We start from the raw sequence: 16,792 nt of genomic DNA on the forward strand, positions 1-16,792 counted from the left end.
GTTGAGATACTTGACCTCGGAACACGCATGAAATACGTCGGACCACGTTGAGCGGGCGTTGTGTAATGGTAAGACCTCAGCCTTCCAAGCTGATGATACGGGTTCGATTCCCGTCGCCCGCTCCAAAATTTCCTGAAAACCAGTAAATTCAACCGGAGTTCTACGACCTTAGCGCGGCAAATCGGCATTTGCGGGCTGTTCGGCTTGACCATTAAGGGCTGGCCAAGGTTTAAGCATGTCCAGCTAAAAACGGGAACCAAATGGCGGACGCTACACCAATACCGGCAAAGAACGAAGAACGGGAAAAGTCCAAGAAGATCGGATCACTTGCGGCGCTGTGGCCTTTCGTGGCGCCCTACAGGCTGCTGATGATGGCGGCGATTTTTGCGCTGACGGCAACAGCTTGCGTGTCGTTGATCCTACCAATGGCAGTGCGACGGGTCGTTGACAATTTCAACACGTCCGACGGTGCGCTGCTTGATCTGTATTTTTCGGCCGCATTGGGCATCGCTGCATTGTTGGCGATTGGCACAGCGCTGCGCTATGCGCTGGTGACGCGGCTAGGTGAACGCGTGGTTGCGGATATCCGCAAGGCCGTTTTCGGCCGTGTGATTGGCCTTAGCCCATCGTTCTTTGAACGGGTGATGACCGGAGAAGTCCTGAGCCGGATCACGACAGACACCACCTTGATCCTTAGCGTGCTGGGCTCTTCGATCTCGATCGCGCTGCGCAATGTGCTGCTGTTCTTCGGTGGCATGATCCTTATGTTGTTCACGTCGGCCAAGTTGACCGGGATGGTGCTGTTGATCGTTCCTGCCGTTGTCGTGCCAATCCTTGTTCTGGGTCGCAAGATGCGCAAGCTGAGCCGCGAAAACCAGGACTGGATCGCGGCATCGTCGGGCAATGCGTCTGAGGCGCTGTCGTCGGTGCAAACGGTTCAGGCTTTCACCCACGAAGCCATCTCGCGCAATGCGTTTGGCGATGTGACTGAGAAAAGCTTTGATGCAGCGCGCCGGAGGATTTGGACGCGCGCTCAGATGACAGCGATTGTGATCTTTCTCGTGTTCACGGGGATTGTCGGTGTTCTTTGGATTGGCGCAACCGACGTGCGAAATGGCACGATGAGCGCGGGTGAGCTGGTTCAGTTCGTGATCTATGCGGTCATGGTTGCTGGTTCAGTTGCGGCGCTGTCGGAAATCTTTGGCGAACTGCAAAGGGCAGCAGGTGCGACGGAACGCTTGGTCGAATTGCTGCATGCCGAAGACACGGTCAATGATCCTGACACCCCACTGACACTGCCTGAGCCGGTGCAAGGCGAGATCACTTTTGAAGACGTGCATTTCGCGTATCCGAGCCGCCCCGGTGTCGCAGCTTTGGATGGGATCAACCTGCGAATTGCGCCGGGTGAAACGGTTGCTGTTGTGGGGCCTAGCGGTGCTGGGAAGACGACAATCATTCAGTTGATCCAGCGCTTTTATGACCCAGACTCCGGGGCCATTTGTTTGGATGGTATGCGCGTTGATGGGTTGACCCGTGACGCATTCCGCAAGCACATTGCACTTGTCCCGCAAGACCCGGTGATCTTTGCGGCCTCGGCGCGTGAAAACATCCGTTTTGGCCGACCCGATGCCACCGATGCCGAGATAGAGGTGGCGGCACAGGCTGCAGCGGCGCACGAGTTCATTGAGGCGCTGCCAGATGGGTATGACAGCTATCTGGGCGAACGCGGTGTGATGCTGTCGGGCGGGCAGAAACAGCGTATCGCCATTGCCCGCGCAATTCTGCGCGATGCTCCTGTTCTGCTCTTGGATGAGGCGACCAGCGCGCTTGATGCCGAAAGCGAACGCGCGGTGCAGCGAGCGGTTGATGAACTGTCCGAAGGGCGCACCACCATCATTGTCGCGCACCGGCTGGCAACTGTGAAAAAGGCAGACCGGATCATTGTGATGGAGCAGGGCCGCATTGTGGCCACGGGCGCCCACGATGCGCTTGTGTCTGAGGACGGGCTTTATGCACGGCTTGCGCGTTTACAGTTCACCGATGGCATGGCCGCCGAGTAGATATTTGCTTTTGTCAGCCGATAAGTGTCGGTTTTGACCATGACAGGTCTCATTCTGCAGCGGCACCCTGATGCAAAACGTCGAACAGGGAGAGCGCTATGCAGGTTGGATTTGTAGGATTGGGGGCTGTCGGTGCCAAGCTGGCGGGGACACTCGCACGCAATGGGGTGGACCTGACCGTCTTTGATCTGGAGGCCGCACGCATTGATCTGTTGGTTGGCCAAGGGGCCAAGGCAGGCAGCAGTCCCGAAAGCATCATGCACGATTGTGACGTGGTTATCACTAGCCTGCCCAGCCCTGCCGCATCACAAGCCGTCTTGGAACAGCTTTTGACCGAGGTCCGTCCCGGCAAGATCTGGATTGAGATGTCGACCACTGACGCGGATGCTATCCGGACGCAGGCAAAGGCGGTTGAAGCGCTGGGCGGACAAGCTGCGGACTGTCCTGTTTCTGGTGGCTGCCATCGCGCTGCGACTGGCAATATCTCGATCTTTGCGGGCTGCGATCGGCCGACGTTTGAAACGGTTCTGCCGCTGTTGACCTATATGGGACGCCGTGTCTTGCACACGGGCGATGTCGGCAGCGCGTCGGTGCTAAAGGTCATGACCAACTACTTGGCGACTGTGCATCTTGCCAGCCTGTGCGAAGCGCTGACGACGATGGCTGCGCATGGGATTGACCTTGCTACAACATATGAGGCGATCAAGGCGTCGTCAGGCACGTCTTTTGTGCACGAAACCGAAAGCCAGCTGATCCTGTCGGGTAATCGCGACGTGGATTTTACATTGGATTTGGTGCTCAAGGATGTGGGGCTGTTCCAATCACTGGCCGACGCCAAGGCTGTTCCGCTTGAATTGTCACCTAAGGTAATCGAGATCATCAAAGATGGGCAGGCGCGGTATGGCGACCGGGCACAGTCCGACCGTTTGATCGAACGGCTTGAAGACGCGACTGGCCTGTCGATCACCGCGCCGGGGTTTCCGACCGAGTTGATTGACGACGAACCAGAACAACGCGGGCAAGAGGTTTTCTGCGCGGTCTCGCCTTGATCCAAGGAATGCGGTATCGGCGTCTTTGCATCACAGGAGAGACGCCATGCAAGACGAGATCATCGCAGAGGTAGACCCGCGTGGTCCGCGACGGATCATCGGCATTTCGATGTTGCTCATGCTGGGTGGTCTGGTTCTGTATCTCGCCTTTGTCAGCCCTCCGGCCAGTCTTGGGTGGCAGGTGTTCCTAATTGGAATGGGGCTGGTTTCGCTATGGCTGGCCCATAAGCTTCAGGTCGCGACGACACGGAAGCTTTATCTCACCGAAACCGCACTCACTGACAGCGATGGCACATTGCTGGCGCGCGTTGAAGATATTGTGTCGGTCAGCCGCGGCGCGTTTGCGATGAAGCCCTCGAACGGGTTCACACTCAAATTGAAAAACCCGGCCCCACGAGAGTGGCAGCCGGGTTTGTGGTGGCGTCTTGGTCGCCGGGTTGCGGTGGGCGGGGTGACCCCAGGGTCTCAGGCCCGCCCAATGGCTGATATTATCGCCATCTTGATCGCCCGGCGTAAGGCATAAGCATCAGCTTTGCTTTTTCTTGCCTTTGCCATTTGTTGGCTTCGTGGTGGTTGCAGTACAGTCCGCACTTGCATCCCCTTCGTCGGCGTTTTCTGCGTTGTTGTTGCAGAGCGATCCGCCCGGGGCGTCTTGGTCACCATTGCCCCAACCGTTGTTCTGCCATTGCTTGCCAGAACCATCGTTCGCACCTTCGAAGATCACTTGCGATGCAAAGCGAGGGCGTGTGAACGAGTAGGTCGAGATGTCAAAGCCATCATTCGCGAGGGTTACCAATGGTTGATACCAATCACGAGTTTCTACGATGATGGTTTGGTCCCCAACAGCCAAAATCGGCAAATGCTCTTCATAGGTCGAGATATCGCCTTGCTGCAGGGCAGACCAATCGCCGCGTGCGACAGACCACACAACGTCATAGGTCTCGTTACCTAAGCTCTGGCCTTGACCGCTCTTGTTGTACTGGATCACAGACACGCGAAGATCAATGTCGTCGCCCTGTGCTTGTGCCAGGTGCATCAAAAGGTTGCGCGCATTGTCGATATATTCTTCGTCGAGAATTTCGGTCTCGCGTGAAATGATATCGCCAATTGTGTAGTTGGCTTTCTGGTTGATGGCCTGCTGGCGCATCACATCAAAATACAACCAAGATATCGCAAAGATAACGAGTAGAGCCGGAAGGATGATGATTGCTTCAAGCGAGGCATCGCCCTTGGTGTCGCGAAGGAACTGCGACACTCTGTTTCTGATACGAGCAGTCATTAGTAAGGCTCCTGTACGAAGGCTGAGAAGGACACGATAGCGACGTTTCCGTCCTCATCTTTGGGCATTGCAGCTGCAATGACACCTGCAGGTGTGATCGGCTTGTACTTGTAGCACGCGCGCAGCAGCATCAGTTCGTTCGGCTGGCCGGGGTCGAACTGACGAAGCGGGCGCACCGGTTCCGCCGAGTCGTAGCAGTCGGCAGCACGCGGCGGTTCTTCCCAATCGCGCAGGCTAAGCGGGATCATTTCAAGCCGCAGCATTTCATTACAATCTGACAACGCGGATGTCTGATCGCAAATCATGCCCTTGAGTGTGTCGTGATCCAAGTTTTCACCCGTACCAAGGCGCACATCGCGCACAGCGAGGTCCAATCCACGCTCAAGTTGCGTGTGCCGCAGGGACAGCGCCCCAATTTCCAGACCCGCGATGATCACGGCAAGGAACACTGGCAGCCAGATAACGAAAGGGAGCGTTACGACCGAGCCGCTTTCGTCCCGCAGGAAGCTGCGGAATTTTGGTGAGTTAATCCGCATCATTGTGTCAACCTCAGCTGGTTAATGGTCCGGGCAATCGCCTGGAACGCATCAGAAATTTCCAGTCCTTCAACCGGGAAGTAGTGAGCCGGCGAAGAAGCGCAGTCGCGCATCGCATCCTGACCTGCGTCAGGCGCTTCAAACCCGATTGCGAAGACTGTGATGTCTGCGTCGCGTGCCGAGGCACAGATGTTGGACAAACGGTCATCCGCTTGGCTGCCGCTGACAATCGGCACATACGAGTAATACGCATTGTAGTACTGATTGTACGAAACCCAGCCGTCATAGTAGGGGCGCCGGAAGAATTTGTTGCCAAAGGCCCGTGTTCCCCAGCGTGCAAAGACTTCAGCATTGGTCATCCGGCGTGCGTCGTCGTCACCGTCGGGATCATTGTCATAACGATCATTCCAGTTGGAATATTCGTAGCGAGACCAGAAGTAGACGTCGTTATTGGTGCCGCTTTGGTTGCGAACACGGTGGGAGAACCGATCGTTTGTCGGATCATTATCGCCGCGGTCGTCAATCCAGATCTCGGACATGCCGCCGGTGTATTCGGGGGCCAGGTCGAACTGCGTTGTGTTCATGCCATCCGTCATGACCACTGCGATCTTGAGAGCATCGGGTGCGTCATAGGCCGCTGGACGCCCAGCCGCTGCCGGCACAACCGCACCTTCACCGATCAGGCCTGTCACAACAGGACGTGAAGACGGATCCAGAAGGGCCACGCCCCATTTCATCCCAAGGTCGATGGCAGTATTGCCCCCGGCGCTGAGCGTTGCGATGTGGTCGACCAGTTCTTGCTCGTCCGAGCTATGTGCAATGATCGAACCATACGTACCAACTGGGCACCACGAATCGGGCGTTACAGTTGTGTTTTCATCAAGCGTATAAGGATCGAAGTGCGCTAGACGCTGCAACGCTTCGGTGGGTGAAACCGCACGCGACGTGAATGCACTATCCGGGAAAATGGCGCAGTTCGAAATGTCGTGCTCGTCGGTCAGTGTGTAGTACTGAGACACAGTCGGGCCGAGGCTCACGGTCGCGTTGTAAGGGATGATGCTGATTGTCGTCAGGCCAGCGTCATCATTGTTAATAACAGTTTCAACGAATTCTGTCGCCGCATCCCGAAGGTTCTCAATTTTATCGTTCTGGCCCATTGAGCCCGAAATATCGAGGATCAACGAGATTTCGATGTTCGAAATCCGTTCTTCAGCAGCCGCAAGACCAGTTGCCTGAAGCTCATCATAACCAAGAATTTTCAAGAAATTCGCTGGGAAAATCCGTTGGGCCTCGGCGGTAACGGTGCGATAGTTCAAACCAGCGTCTACTGTGATGTCCACGTTGGCCAGCGCATCGTCCAAGTTCATCTTGTCCAGATAATCCTGAACCAAGAGGGTTGGATCGACTTGCTGTTCCAAATCCGCTGCTGCAAGTACGGCACGATCCAGTGTGTTTTGCAGTCTCGTGCGTTCCACCTCGGAGTGAATCAAATCGATTCCGAGTCCACCGTAGACCATCATGACGAACACGCCCATGATGCCTATTATAGTCATGTTGCCATCGGTCGCCCGAGTGTAACGGCTCAGTATTGAAGCCACGCTGGACCGCAATCTGGACTTTGTCCGTTTCTCGACCGGCAGCCTTGGCAGAAGGTTGCTTAATCCGATCATTTGTTACCTCTTTCCCGCCCTTTCAGGACGGACTGACACCCCACTTAGATGTTGGGAGATGTGAAGGCGAAACGCGGCGGGATTAGGGCCGGAAATATGGAGAAATTAAGGAGTACATTGTTTTTCATGGATAATTCGGGCTGAAGAGGCCACATTGGTGCCCCGAGTGAAACAGTTAGCCCTATTTCGTCCATTCGTTCCTAAAACGTGGCTTGGATAATACGTTATCAATTTAACCCTTTTGTCATACGATACCCGCAGACAAGGGCGAAGTGCCTGCAACCTCGGGAGGGACACATGAGCACAATACCAGCCAATGAACCGACATTCAGAGAATCAGTCGACCTAATGTTCAACCGCGCTGTGGCGCTGATGGATCTCCCACCTGGTCTCGAGGAAAAGATCAGGGTTTGCAATGCAACCTATACCGTACGGTTTGGCGTGCGCCTGCGCGGGCAGATCAAAACGTTTACCGGTTACCGGTCTGTTCACTCGGAACATATGGAGCCAGTCAAAGGCGGAATCCGTTTCGCGCCATCTGTCCATCAGGACGAGGTCGAAGCGTTGGCGGCTCTGATGACATATAAGTGCGCCTTGGTTGAAGCGCCATTCGGCGGCTCCAAAGGCGGACTGCGCATTGATCCACGCGAATACGATGAACACGAGATGGAGCAGATCACGCGCAGGTTTGCCTATGAACTGATTAAACGCGATATGATCAACCCGGCGCAAAACGTGCCTGCCCCCGATATGGGGACAAGCGAACGTGAAATGGCGTGGATTGCCGATCAATACGCCCGTATGAACACCACCGACATCAACGCGCGTGCCTGTGTGACAGGCAAACCGATCAATAACGGCGGTATCGCTGGCCGAGTTGAAGCGACCGGTCGCGGTGTTCAATACGCGCTGCGCGAATTTTTCCGCCACCCCGAAGACGTCAAGGCGGCAGGGATGACCGGCAGTCTGGACGGAAAGCGCGTGATTGTTCAGGGTTTGGGCAATGTGGGCTACCACGCAGCCAAATTTCTTCAAGACGAAGACGGATCGCACATCATCGGGATCATCGAACGCGATGGGGCGCTCTTTAATGATAAGGGAATTGATGTTGATGCGGTTCGGGAATGGATCGTGAAACACGGTGGGATAACCGGATATCCCGACGCGGCGCATACCGCCGAAGGGGCCCGCGTGCTTGAGGAAGACTGCGATATCCTCATCCCGGCTGCCCTCGAGGGTGTTATCAATCTGTCTAACGCCAAACAGATCAAAGCGTCTCTGATCATCGAAGCTGCTAATGGCCCAATCACTGCCGGTGCAGACGACATTCTGCGCGAAAAGGGCACGGTCATTATTCCCGACATGTACGCAAATGCAGGCGGTGTAACGGTGTCCTATTTCGAATGGGTCAAAAACCTGAGTCATATCCGCTTTGGTCGCATGCAGCGCCGGCAAGAAGAATCGCGTCATGAATTGATCGTTCAAGAACTCGAAAGACTGAGCGATCATTTGGGCGATCAGTGGTCGATGACCCCAGATTTCAAGTCGAAATACCTGCGTGGCGCGGACGAACTGGAACTGGTGCGGTCAGGTCTCGATGACACGATGCGCATTGCCTACCAGTCGATGCGCGAGGTGTGGCATGCCCGTGACGATGTGCATGACCTGCGGACAGCAGCCTATATCGCTTCTATCGAAAAGGTTGCCGCCAGCTATCGTGCTAAGGGTCTCTGACGGATGACAATCGGTTTGGGCTGGGTTAGGTGTGCTGCAACCGGCCCCCGGCCCAACCCATGAGGACAATCATGATCCGTATCGCGTCTGTCACCATCGCTTTGATGTTCACTCTGGCCGTTCCCGCGACTGCGCAGGACAAAGAAGCCGAGTGTCGCAAGATCGGTCAGATTGCCACCAACATCATGGCCGAACGCAAGAATGGCACAAACGTGCGCCGCGCAGAACGGCGTGTGATCCGTGCCATTCCGAACAAATCCAAGAACGACGAAGTGCTGGCCGTACAATTGGTCGATTGGATCTATTCGCTGCCTGAACAACAACTGACACCCGAGGTCAGCAACAAACTGTATCAGACCTGCCTGTCGCAGTAGCGCTTGACGCAAATCACCAGAGCTTCTCACGTCGGCGCTACTGGACTCTTGGCCATCGAAACCCGATATTCTAAAGATGAGTCTGCCACCCAATTTTCTGGACGAACTGCGCACCCGCATCAGCCTGTCACAGGTGGTGGGGCGCAAGGTCTTGTGGGACACCCGCAAGTCCAATCAGGCCAAGGGCGACATGTGGGCCCCGTGCCCATTTCATCAAGAAAAGTCCGCCAGCTTTCATGTCGATGATCGCAAAGGATATTACTATTGCTTCGGCTGTCAGGCCAAAGGCGATGCGATTTCTTTTGTGCGCGAATCCGAAAACGTCGGCTTTATGGAAGCGATCGAGATTCTGGCTGCTGAAGCTGGTATGCAGATGCCGGAGCGCGATCCAAAAGCGCAGGAAAAAGCCGATCATCGCACGCAACTGGTCGAGGTTATGGAACAAGCGGTCCGCTTCTTCCGCCTGCAATTGCGCAGTGGTGCCGGAGGTGAGGCACGCGATTACCTGATGCGACGCGGATTGGAAGAATCGACGCAGGATCGCTTCAACATCGGGTTTGCTCCTCCGGGGTGGCAGACACTCTGGGATCATCTCACAGGGCAGGGGGTTGCGCCTGAACAGATCATCGAAGCAGGTCTTGCCAAGCCTTCACAAAAAGGCGGCAAACCGTATGACACGTTTCGCAACCGCATCATGTTCCCGATCCGCGATGCACGTGGCCGCGCGCTTGCCTTTGGCGGGCGCGCGATGGACCCGAACGACAACGCCAAATATCTCAATAGCCCGGAAACACCACTTTTCGACAAAAGCCGTACGCTCTATAACCAAGGCCCGGCGCGCGAGGCTGCTGGCAAAGGGCAGCCACTGATCGTTGCCGAAGGCTATATGGACGTGATCGCGCTTGCCACCGGCGGGTTCGACGCGGCAGTTGCTCCGTTGGGAACGGCAGTCACAGACAGCCAATTACAAATGCTCTGGCGCATCACTGAAGAGCCGATCATGGCTTTGGATGGCGACAAAGCGGGTCTCAAGGCGGCGTACCGGGTGATCGACACAGCGCTTCCGCTACTCGAAGCCGGGAAATCGTTGAGGTTTGTGCTCTTGCCCGAAGGCAAAGACCCTGACGATCTGATCCGGTCCGAGGGACGCGATGCCATGCGTGCGCTTATCGAAACTGCACAGCCGATGGTGCAATTGCTATGGCGGCGTGAAACCGAAGGCCGCGTGTTCGACAGTCCAGAACGCAAGGCGGCTTTGGACAAGACGCTCCGCGAACGGATTCGTACCATTCAGGATCCATCCCTGCGCAGCCATTACGGTGAAGAAATCAAACGCTTGCGTTGGGAGCTGTTTCGCACGCCGTCCAAAAAAGGGCGGGACAGGTTCCAAAATTTCAACGGATCGCTGCCGTCAAAGCCTTCGGAAAACACCCGCGCGTCTATGCTGGTTGCGGGTGGAAACGATGTGGCGATACGCTTGCGCGAGGCAGTTATTCTGGCGGCATTTATCGCGACGCCCGACTTGGTTTCGGAATTTGAGTCCCAGATCGAAGATATGTCCTGCGTTGACTCGGATCATGCCGCATTAAAAGCGTGTCTTTTGCGACACGCTGGTGATCCACCCGAAATGATCCAATCGGCCGTCGATGCGGCTCTGGGTGAGGCAGCCCTTGAAAAGCTGTGTCGCGCACGCCATGTCGCCATCACGCCGTGTATTCGCAACCCCGGAGACCGTGACCTGACCCGTTTGACCATCACCGAGGAGCTGGCAAAATTGGAGGCGGGGATCGGGCTTGATGCGGAAATTGCTGAGGCTGCCGAAGATCTGTATGGTTCAGCGGACGAAACGCTGACGTGGCGCCTAAGCCAAGCTGCCGCCGCACAGCAAACTGCGCAACGCGCGCAGTCCGAAGACAAGGCTGAATATGATCTTGGCCCGAACGGGGCCGCGATCAATCGTGAAGAACGCAGCGCATTTGCCGCTTTGATGGAAACCATTCGCTTCGAGAAACCCCGGAGCTGAGGGTGTTTTGCTAAGGAAAGCGTAAACGAAAAAGGGTAAACGGGTGTGCGAATCACCAATTCGCGCTATTGATTCGGGTCAATCGAATCGCCCCGCCTCGACAGGAGCATCCATGGCCGCCAAAGATAACGACGACGCTAAGACCGAAGACCGTGAGGAAGACGTCAGCCTCGACATGAGCCAAGCTGCGGTCAAAAAGATGATCGCCGAAGCTCGGGAACGCGGCTACATCACCTACGATCAGCTAAATGAAGTGCTGCCGCCCGATCAGGTCAGTTCCGACCAGATTGAGGACGTGATGTCGATGTTGTCCGAAATGGGCATCCAAGTCACCGAAGAGGACGAGGATTCCGAAGAGAACGAGGACAAGGGCACAACTGACCTTGTTCAGACCGCAAAGCCCGGTGAAGTCACCCTGTCGTCGGGAACTTCTGAAAAGCTTGATCGTACCGATGATCCGGTGCGCATGTACCTACGCGAGATGGGCAGCGTTGAGCTGCTGAGCCGTGAAGGTGAAATTGCGATTGCCAAACGGATTGAGGCCGGTCGCAACACGATGATCCTCGGGCTCTGCGAAAGCCCGCTGACCTTCCAGGCGATCACAATCTGGCGCGAAGAACTTTTGAGCGAAGACATTCTGCTGCGCGATGTGATCGATCTTGAGACCACATTTGGCGATCAGATGGGCGAAGACGAAGATGTCTCGACCGCTGTCGCAGCCGGTGGTGAGGCCTCGTCAGAGAAACCGTCTGAAGAAAAGCAGGAACTGGATGCTGACGGCAACCCGATCAGCAGCGATGATGATGATGACGATGACGAGCAGGCGAACATGTCGCTCGCCGCGATGGAGGCCGCGCTCAAACCGCGCGTGCTCGAAACGTTGGATCGCATTGCCCAGGACTACGAAGAACTGGCCAGCATGCAGGATAACCGCATCTCGGCCACGTTGAATGAAGACGGATCGTTCAGCAAAGGCGATGAAGAACGGTATCAGAAGCTGCGCTCGGAAATCGTTGTTCTGGTGAATGAATTGCACCTTCACAACAACCGGATTGAAGCGCTGATTGACCAGCTTTACGGTATCAACAAACGCATCATGTCCATCGACAGTGCGATGGTAAAGCTGGCCGATCAGGCCCGTATCAACCGCCGTGAATTCATTGATGCCTATCGCGGTCGCGAACTTGACCCCAACTGGCTTGAGGAGATGGGTGAAAAGTCGGGTCGCGGATGGCAGATGTTCATCGAACGCTCACTGCCCAAGGCCGAAGAATTGCGCGCCGACATGGCGCAGGTCGGTCAATATGTCGGTCTGGATATCAGCGAATTCCGCCGGATCGTGGCACAAGTTCAGAAGGGCGAGAAAGAGGCGCGTCAGGCCAAAAAGGAAATGGTCGAAGCCAACCTGCGGCTCGTCATCTCGATTGCCAAGAAATACACCAACCGCGGATTGCAGTTCCTTGATCTCATTCAGGAAGGCAACATTGGCCTGATGAAGGCGGTCGATAAGTTCGAATACCGCCGCGGTTATAAGTTCAGCACCTACGCGACATGGTGGATTCGTCAGGCGATCACCCGGTCCATCGCGGATCAGGCGCGTACGATCCGTATCCCTGTCCATATGATCGAAACGATCAACAAGCTGGTCCGCACCGGTCGTCAAATGCTGCACGAGATTGGCCGCGAACCGACACCCGAAGAACTGGCCGAAAAGCTTCAAATGCCTTTGGAGAAGGTTCGCAAGGTGATGAAAATCGCCAAGGAGCCGATTTCGCTTGAGACACCGATTGGCGACGAGGAAGACAGCCAGCTTGGTGATTTCATTGAGGACAAGAATGCTGTGCTTCCTTTGGACAGCGCCATTCAGGAAAACCTCAAGGAAACCACGACACGGGTGCTGTCGTCGCTCACGCCGCGCGAGGAACGTGTACTGCGGATGCGGTTTGGCATTGGTATGAACACCGACCACACGCTCGAAGAAGTCGGTCAGCAGTTTAGCGTGACGCGCGAGCGTATTCGTCAGATTGAAGCCAAAGCGCTGCGCAAGCTCAAGCACCCCAGCCGGTCACGTAAGTTGCGTTCCTTCTTGGATCAGTAAGGGATGTCGTTTCTGAAAAAACTCTTTGGTGGGGGCGGGTCAACACCGCCCGCAGCGCCGTCTGAGATGCATAATGGCTACACCATCTACGCTGAGCCGGTCAAAGACGGCGGGACTTGGCGGATCGGTGCTCGGATAGAGAAAGAAATTGAAGGCGAGGTCAAATCGCATTTCATGATGCGCGCCGACACGCTTCAGGCATTCGAGGATGCGGCGAAAGCGTCGGTCGATAAGGCAAAAATGCTGGTGGACCAGCAGGGCGACCAGATATTCAAGTGATACGTATGGCGTCGTATGGCACACAAAAAAGTCATGCTACTAAGTTGCACAGTAAGTCTGCGCGACTGCGTCTTTTCCATAGGCCAGCGAATGCGCATGTGACTGTCTAGAAAGGACACTCACATGAAACACACTTTGTCTGCCATTCTCCTGTTGTTGCCGTCATTGGCAGCGGCTTATCCCGATCCCAACGTTACCGCTGCGCCCAGTTCGGGAGACGTTATCAAGTCGATCCTGTCACAACCGACAACCGATCCTCTGGTTACCTCAGACGCGTCAGCAGCATTCTAATGCAAAAAGGCACTCCCGTATGGGACGTGCCTTTTCAATTTATGTGCGATCAGCTTGGTTCGGATCACTGGTTGTGCCCGAACCGGTTTTCGGATCCGGGTTTGTTTGTTTCGGACCAGTCGAGACTTTAGGCACATCTTTGAACTTGTCGTGACCGGGATACCCGGTGCGATCCGCTTGGTTCGGGTCCGAGGTCGACCCCGGCCCCTTTGTTGGATCATTGGCGTCATCCGTCATACTACGACTCCTTATTGCGTTGGCATCAGGAACACTTCCTGAATGTTGGCGCGTGGATCTGCTTCGAGCGCGAAAATCACCGATCGTGCCACGTCTGAAGGCTTAAGCTTGTCTGGCTTGGCCTCTTCAAAGAATGGCGTATCCACCATGCCCGGTGCGATTACGGAACAGCGGCCGCCAAACTCGCGCATCTCTTGTGCCACGTTCCCGCCATAGCCATGTACGAACCATTTAGTGGCGCCATAGACTGACCCCTTGAGGTGAACACGTCCTGCCGCGGAGCCGGTCATCAGCAAATGACCTTTGGACTCTTTCAGATGCGGCATTGCTGCTTTGGTCGTCCAGAGAAGGCCCATAATGTTCAAGTGGATCATTTTGTGCCATTCATCCGGATCGCCCGCATCGGTGCCAGATGCGCTCAGGCCAGTACCGGCATTGGCATAAGCGGCGTCGACTGATCCAAAATGCTGCGCCAGTTTGTTGAGCGCGTCTGTCTGTGACTGCAAATCCGTCGCGTCGCCGGGCAAGGCAAGCGCGTGGTCGCCGAATTCATCGGCCAGTTTGGCCAGTTTGTCTTCGGAACGGGCAAAAAGGCCGACATTCCAACCATGTTCGACGGCGGAACGCGCAGTTGCTTCACCGATGCCAGTCGACGCGCCGGTGATGAAAAGTGTCTTGCGGGTCATGAAGTGTCCTTCGATTTGATGTCTGTGTTCAGGCCACCAACGCGAAAGGGGCCAGTCCGGGTTCCACCGGGCTGGCAAATGAGATTAACTCAAATGTTCGTTGAAGAACGCAATCGTCCGGTCCCATGCCAGTTCGGCCGCCGCCTCGTCATAGCGAGGCTTGCTGTCATTATGAAAGCCATGGTTCACACCGGGATAGATATGCGCCGTATAGGTTTTGTCGTGCTCCTGCAGGGCAGCCTCGTAGGCGGGCCAGCCTTCGTTGATCCGCTCGTCCAGCTCGGCATAGTGGATCAGCAATGGCGCTCGGATTTTCGGCACATCTGCCGCGCTGGCTTGTCGACCATAGAACGGGACCGATGCGCCCCGTTCAGGATAGGCCACGGCCATTGCGTTGCATACGCCGCCGCCATAGCAGAACCCGACACAGCCGACCTTGCCTGTGGTGTCGGAGTGGTCTGCAAGAAATTCGTATGCTGCAAAGAAGTCGTTCATTAACTTTTCGCCATCCACGGTGCGCTGCAGTTCACGTCCCTCGGCATCGTTGCCCGGGTAGCCGCCAACACTTGTCAACCCATCCGGAGCCAAGGCGATAAAGCCCGCCTTGGCCACGCGGCGTGCCACATCTTCGATGTAGGGGTTCAGCCCTCGGTTCTCGTGGATAACGACAACAGCCGGTGCTGTGCCTTCCAATGCGACGGGTTTGACCAGATACCCACGCACCTCGCCGTGCCCATTGGGCGATGGGTAGGTGATGTATTCAGCCACGATATCAGGATGGTTAAAGCTAACCTGCTCGGCCAAGGCATAGTTTGGCGACATCATATTGAGCAGCGCCGCTGCGGTCAGGCCACCCACAGTAAATTTGCCCGCGCGATCTAGAAATTCGCGCTTCGTGATCTGTCCATGAGCGTAATAATCATACAGCTCAAGCAGCTCTTGATCGAAATCTTTGGCTGTCATCCGTTTTGTCGGGGTAATCTCATTCATGTTACTGCTCCCTTTGGACCCATGCTCGTAGGGTAAATCACCTGGCATGGATGGAGTTAAGTTAGCGCTTTGAGGTAAACTGGGTATTGTTCAATCATGCAGACGATTTTTCCGATACAGACAAACGGCCCCGGCCTCTATGAGTTCACCGACCAAGTCAAAAGCTGGGCACAGGGCAATGGCGTGTTGACCTTGTTTATCCAGCATACATCGGCCAGCTTGCTAATTCAGGAAAATGCCGATCCCGAAGTACAAATCGACTTGGCTGAGTTCTTTCATCGTCTGGTGCCACCGACGAGCGATCCGTCGATGGCTTATCTTACGCATACCTACGAAGGGCCTGACGACATGCCAGGGCATATCAAGGCAGCTATGCTCCCGGTGAGCCTTTCGATTCCTGTAATCAACGGAGAGCCAGCGCTGGGAACGTGGCAGGGGATTTACGTGTTCGAACACCGCGAGGCGCCACACACGCGCAAAGTCGTTGCGCATCTTGGCTAAGAGGCGACGAAGGCTTTTCGACGCGCAAACATCTGTTAGGTTCCAACCATGATCTCAGTGGCACGATACCAGCTATGATGCGCAAATTGATTTTGTTTAGTTTTGTCGGTGCAGCCGCAATCGCCGTAATGATTTTCTTTGCGCCCGGGATTTTGACGGTCAAAACGGCACAACCTAAGAACAGCTGCCTGTTTACAGCCGATCGCGAGGACAGATGCCGCTTTGACGGTGCGCCGCTTGAAATGGCGGGCTCGCCAGTTTTCGTCGAGAAATTTCAGCACGCGTTTCTTCCGACGTCCAAGGAACTGACTTTCATCGATGCGCGCGGAGTTATGTGGACAGCGCCTGTGCAGACCCTGACCGACGGTGCGTCGATCCCAACTATTTTTGAACCGATTATGGGCGACCGTCAAAGCCGTGAATACCTTTTGGCAGCGGCAATGCACGACGCGTTTTGTGGTGTTGGAAATGAGGCTCTGCCAACCTTTCAGACCCGGTCTTGGGAAGATGTGCATCGCATGTTCTTTGAAGCGTTGATTGTCGCTGGGACATCCCCTCAAAAAGCCAAGATCATGTTTGCTGCTGTGTATCTGGGTGGACCGCGTTGGGATGATCCGGAACGAGGCTTGGACAGTGTCGCGCCAGACGATCTTATTCAGGAACTGGAATGGTGCGCTGATTGGATTGCCGCCAATGACCCCTCGCCAGCCGAGATCGAAACTTGGATGAAGACCCGCGAAGCCGCATTGATCGCCGGAGAGTCGGTACCGCCCATCTTGTAATCGCGCTGCTTGGCCTATGCATCCAACTGATTTCACGAAGAAATGCCAAGAGGATTTGGACGCGAACACGCCCAGCTGATGCAGCGGAACCACCACTGCTTGCGTCATGAATTCCCCTCTACCCAAAACTTCGCGGCTGACCTATAGTGGCTGTGGATAAGTGGGGCAAACCCACAGTCTGAGGCAGAGACGAATAAGAGGGG

The 16,792-nt window shown here is 55.5% G+C and carries 17 protein-coding genes and 1 tRNA gene; 12 read left to right on the plus strand and 6 right to left on the minus strand.

Features of this window, described 5'->3' with window-relative positions; genetic code table 11:
* Positions 1-51: 51 nt before the first annotated feature.
* The 4 genes from ACTG4M_RS01445 (at position 52) to ACTG4M_RS01460 (ending at position 3,632) form a co-directional block, all read left to right on the plus strand.
* A tRNA-Gly gene (locus ACTG4M_RS01445) sits at positions 52-125 on the plus strand.
* Positions 126-260: 135 nt separating this feature from the next.
* On the plus strand, positions 261-2,060 hold the full coding sequence (locus tag ACTG4M_RS01450) for an ABC transporter transmembrane domain-containing protein (protein ID WP_439121849.1): 1,800 nt from the start codon (positions 261-263) through the stop codon (positions 2,058-2,060).
* Positions 2,061-2,158: 98 nt separating this feature from the next.
* Positions 2,159-3,109 carry an NAD(P)-dependent oxidoreductase gene (locus tag ACTG4M_RS01455; RefSeq protein ID WP_439121850.1) on the plus strand — a complete coding sequence of 317 codons (951 nt, stop codon included), beginning with the start codon at positions 2,159-2,161 and terminating at the stop codon, positions 3,107-3,109.
* A gap of 46 nt (positions 3,110-3,155) precedes the next feature.
* The gene (locus ACTG4M_RS01460) at positions 3,156-3,632 is read left to right on the plus strand and encodes a hypothetical protein (RefSeq protein ID WP_439121851.1); all 477 of its coding nucleotides are present in this window, start codon (positions 3,156-3,158) and stop codon (positions 3,630-3,632) included.
* A gap of 3 nt (positions 3,633-3,635) precedes the next feature.
* On the opposite strand, the gene ACTG4M_RS01465 is transcribed toward ACTG4M_RS01460, so the two are convergent.
* The 3 genes from ACTG4M_RS01465 to ACTG4M_RS01475 are packed head-to-tail and all read right to left on the minus strand — an operon-like array spanning position 3,636 to position 6,522.
* A complete protein-coding gene (locus ACTG4M_RS01465) occupies positions 3,636-4,388 on the minus strand; it encodes a TadE/TadG family type IV pilus assembly protein (protein WP_439121852.1) in 753 nt (250 codons plus the stop codon).
* Entirely contained in the window at positions 4,388-4,927 is a 540-nt protein-coding gene (locus tag ACTG4M_RS01470; protein WP_439121853.1) for a TadE/TadG family type IV pilus assembly protein, read from the minus strand. The genes ACTG4M_RS01465 and ACTG4M_RS01470 overlap by 1 nt, the downstream gene beginning before the upstream one ends.
* A complete protein-coding gene (locus ACTG4M_RS01475) occupies positions 4,924-6,522 on the minus strand; it encodes a pilus assembly protein TadG-related protein (RefSeq protein ID WP_439121854.1) in 1,599 nt (532 codons plus the stop codon). Before ACTG4M_RS01475 ends, ACTG4M_RS01470 begins: the two co-directional genes overlap by 4 nt.
* Positions 6,523-6,891: 369 nt before the next feature.
* On the opposite strand from ACTG4M_RS01475, the gene ACTG4M_RS01480 reads away from it, so the two are divergent.
* The 6 genes from ACTG4M_RS01480 to ACTG4M_RS01505 all read left to right on the plus strand — a co-directional run bounded on the left by ACTG4M_RS01480 (position 6,892) and on the right by ACTG4M_RS01505 (position 13,393).
* Positions 6,892-8,328 (plus strand): Glu/Leu/Phe/Val family dehydrogenase, encoded by a 1,437-nt coding sequence (locus ACTG4M_RS01480; protein WP_439121855.1) that lies wholly within the window; start codon positions 6,892-6,894, stop codon positions 8,326-8,328.
* Positions 8,329-8,399: 71 nt separating this feature from the next.
* Positions 8,400-8,702 carry a hypothetical protein gene (locus tag ACTG4M_RS01485; protein ID WP_439121856.1) on the plus strand — a complete coding sequence of 101 codons (303 nt, stop codon included), beginning with the start codon at positions 8,400-8,402 and terminating at the stop codon, positions 8,700-8,702.
* Positions 8,703-8,778: 76 nt separating this feature from the next.
* Positions 8,779-10,725 (plus strand): DNA primase, encoded by a 1,947-nt coding sequence (gene dnaG, locus ACTG4M_RS01490; protein WP_439121857.1) that lies wholly within the window; start codon positions 8,779-8,781, stop codon positions 10,723-10,725.
* A 112-nt stretch (positions 10,726-10,837) separates the two neighbouring features.
* Entirely contained in the window at positions 10,838-12,823 is a 1,986-nt protein-coding gene (gene rpoD, locus ACTG4M_RS01495; RefSeq protein ID WP_439121858.1) for an RNA polymerase sigma factor RpoD, read from the plus strand.
* 3 nt (positions 12,824-12,826) lie between these two features.
* Positions 12,827-13,102: an HlyU family transcriptional regulator gene (locus ACTG4M_RS01500; RefSeq protein ID WP_439121859.1), complete on the plus strand. Its 276-nt coding sequence runs from the start codon at positions 12,827-12,829 to the stop codon at positions 13,100-13,102.
* Between the two features lie 123 nt (positions 13,103-13,225).
* On the plus strand, positions 13,226-13,393 hold the full coding sequence (locus tag ACTG4M_RS01505) for a hypothetical protein (protein WP_439121860.1): 168 nt from the start codon (positions 13,226-13,228) through the stop codon (positions 13,391-13,393).
* 39 nt (positions 13,394-13,432) lie between these two features.
* On the opposite strand, the gene ACTG4M_RS01510 is transcribed toward ACTG4M_RS01505, so the two are convergent.
* From ACTG4M_RS01510 to yghX, 3 genes are all read right to left on the minus strand, one after another.
* Entirely contained in the window at positions 13,433-13,630 is a 198-nt protein-coding gene (locus ACTG4M_RS01510) for a hypothetical protein (protein WP_439121861.1), read from the minus strand.
* A gap of 11 nt (positions 13,631-13,641) precedes the next feature.
* Positions 13,642-14,316 (minus strand): SDR family oxidoreductase, encoded by a 675-nt coding sequence (locus ACTG4M_RS01515; RefSeq protein WP_439121862.1) that lies wholly within the window; start codon positions 14,314-14,316, stop codon positions 13,642-13,644.
* A gap of 84 nt (positions 14,317-14,400) precedes the next feature.
* Positions 14,401-15,306: a YghX family hydrolase gene (gene yghX, locus ACTG4M_RS01520; RefSeq protein WP_439121863.1), complete on the minus strand. Its 906-nt coding sequence runs from the start codon at positions 15,304-15,306 to the stop codon at positions 14,401-14,403.
* A 96-nt stretch (positions 15,307-15,402) separates the two neighbouring features.
* Between yghX and ACTG4M_RS01525 the strand changes: the two genes are divergently transcribed.
* Together ACTG4M_RS01525 and ACTG4M_RS01530 are read left to right on the plus strand one after the other, a co-directional pair.
* Positions 15,403-15,807, plus strand: coding sequence for a secondary thiamine-phosphate synthase enzyme YjbQ (locus tag ACTG4M_RS01525; RefSeq protein WP_439121864.1), 405 nt, complete (start codon positions 15,403-15,405; stop codon positions 15,805-15,807).
* 74 nt (positions 15,808-15,881) lie between these two features.
* Positions 15,882-16,589 carry a DUF1353 domain-containing protein gene (locus ACTG4M_RS01530; protein WP_439121865.1) on the plus strand — a complete coding sequence of 236 codons (708 nt, stop codon included), beginning with the start codon at positions 15,882-15,884 and terminating at the stop codon, positions 16,587-16,589.
* The last annotated feature ends 203 nt before the right edge of the window (positions 16,590-16,792 follow it).

This window comes from Marivita sp. (genome assembly GCF_965656765.1).
GTDB lineage: Bacteria > Pseudomonadota > Alphaproteobacteria > Rhodobacterales > Rhodobacteraceae > Marivita.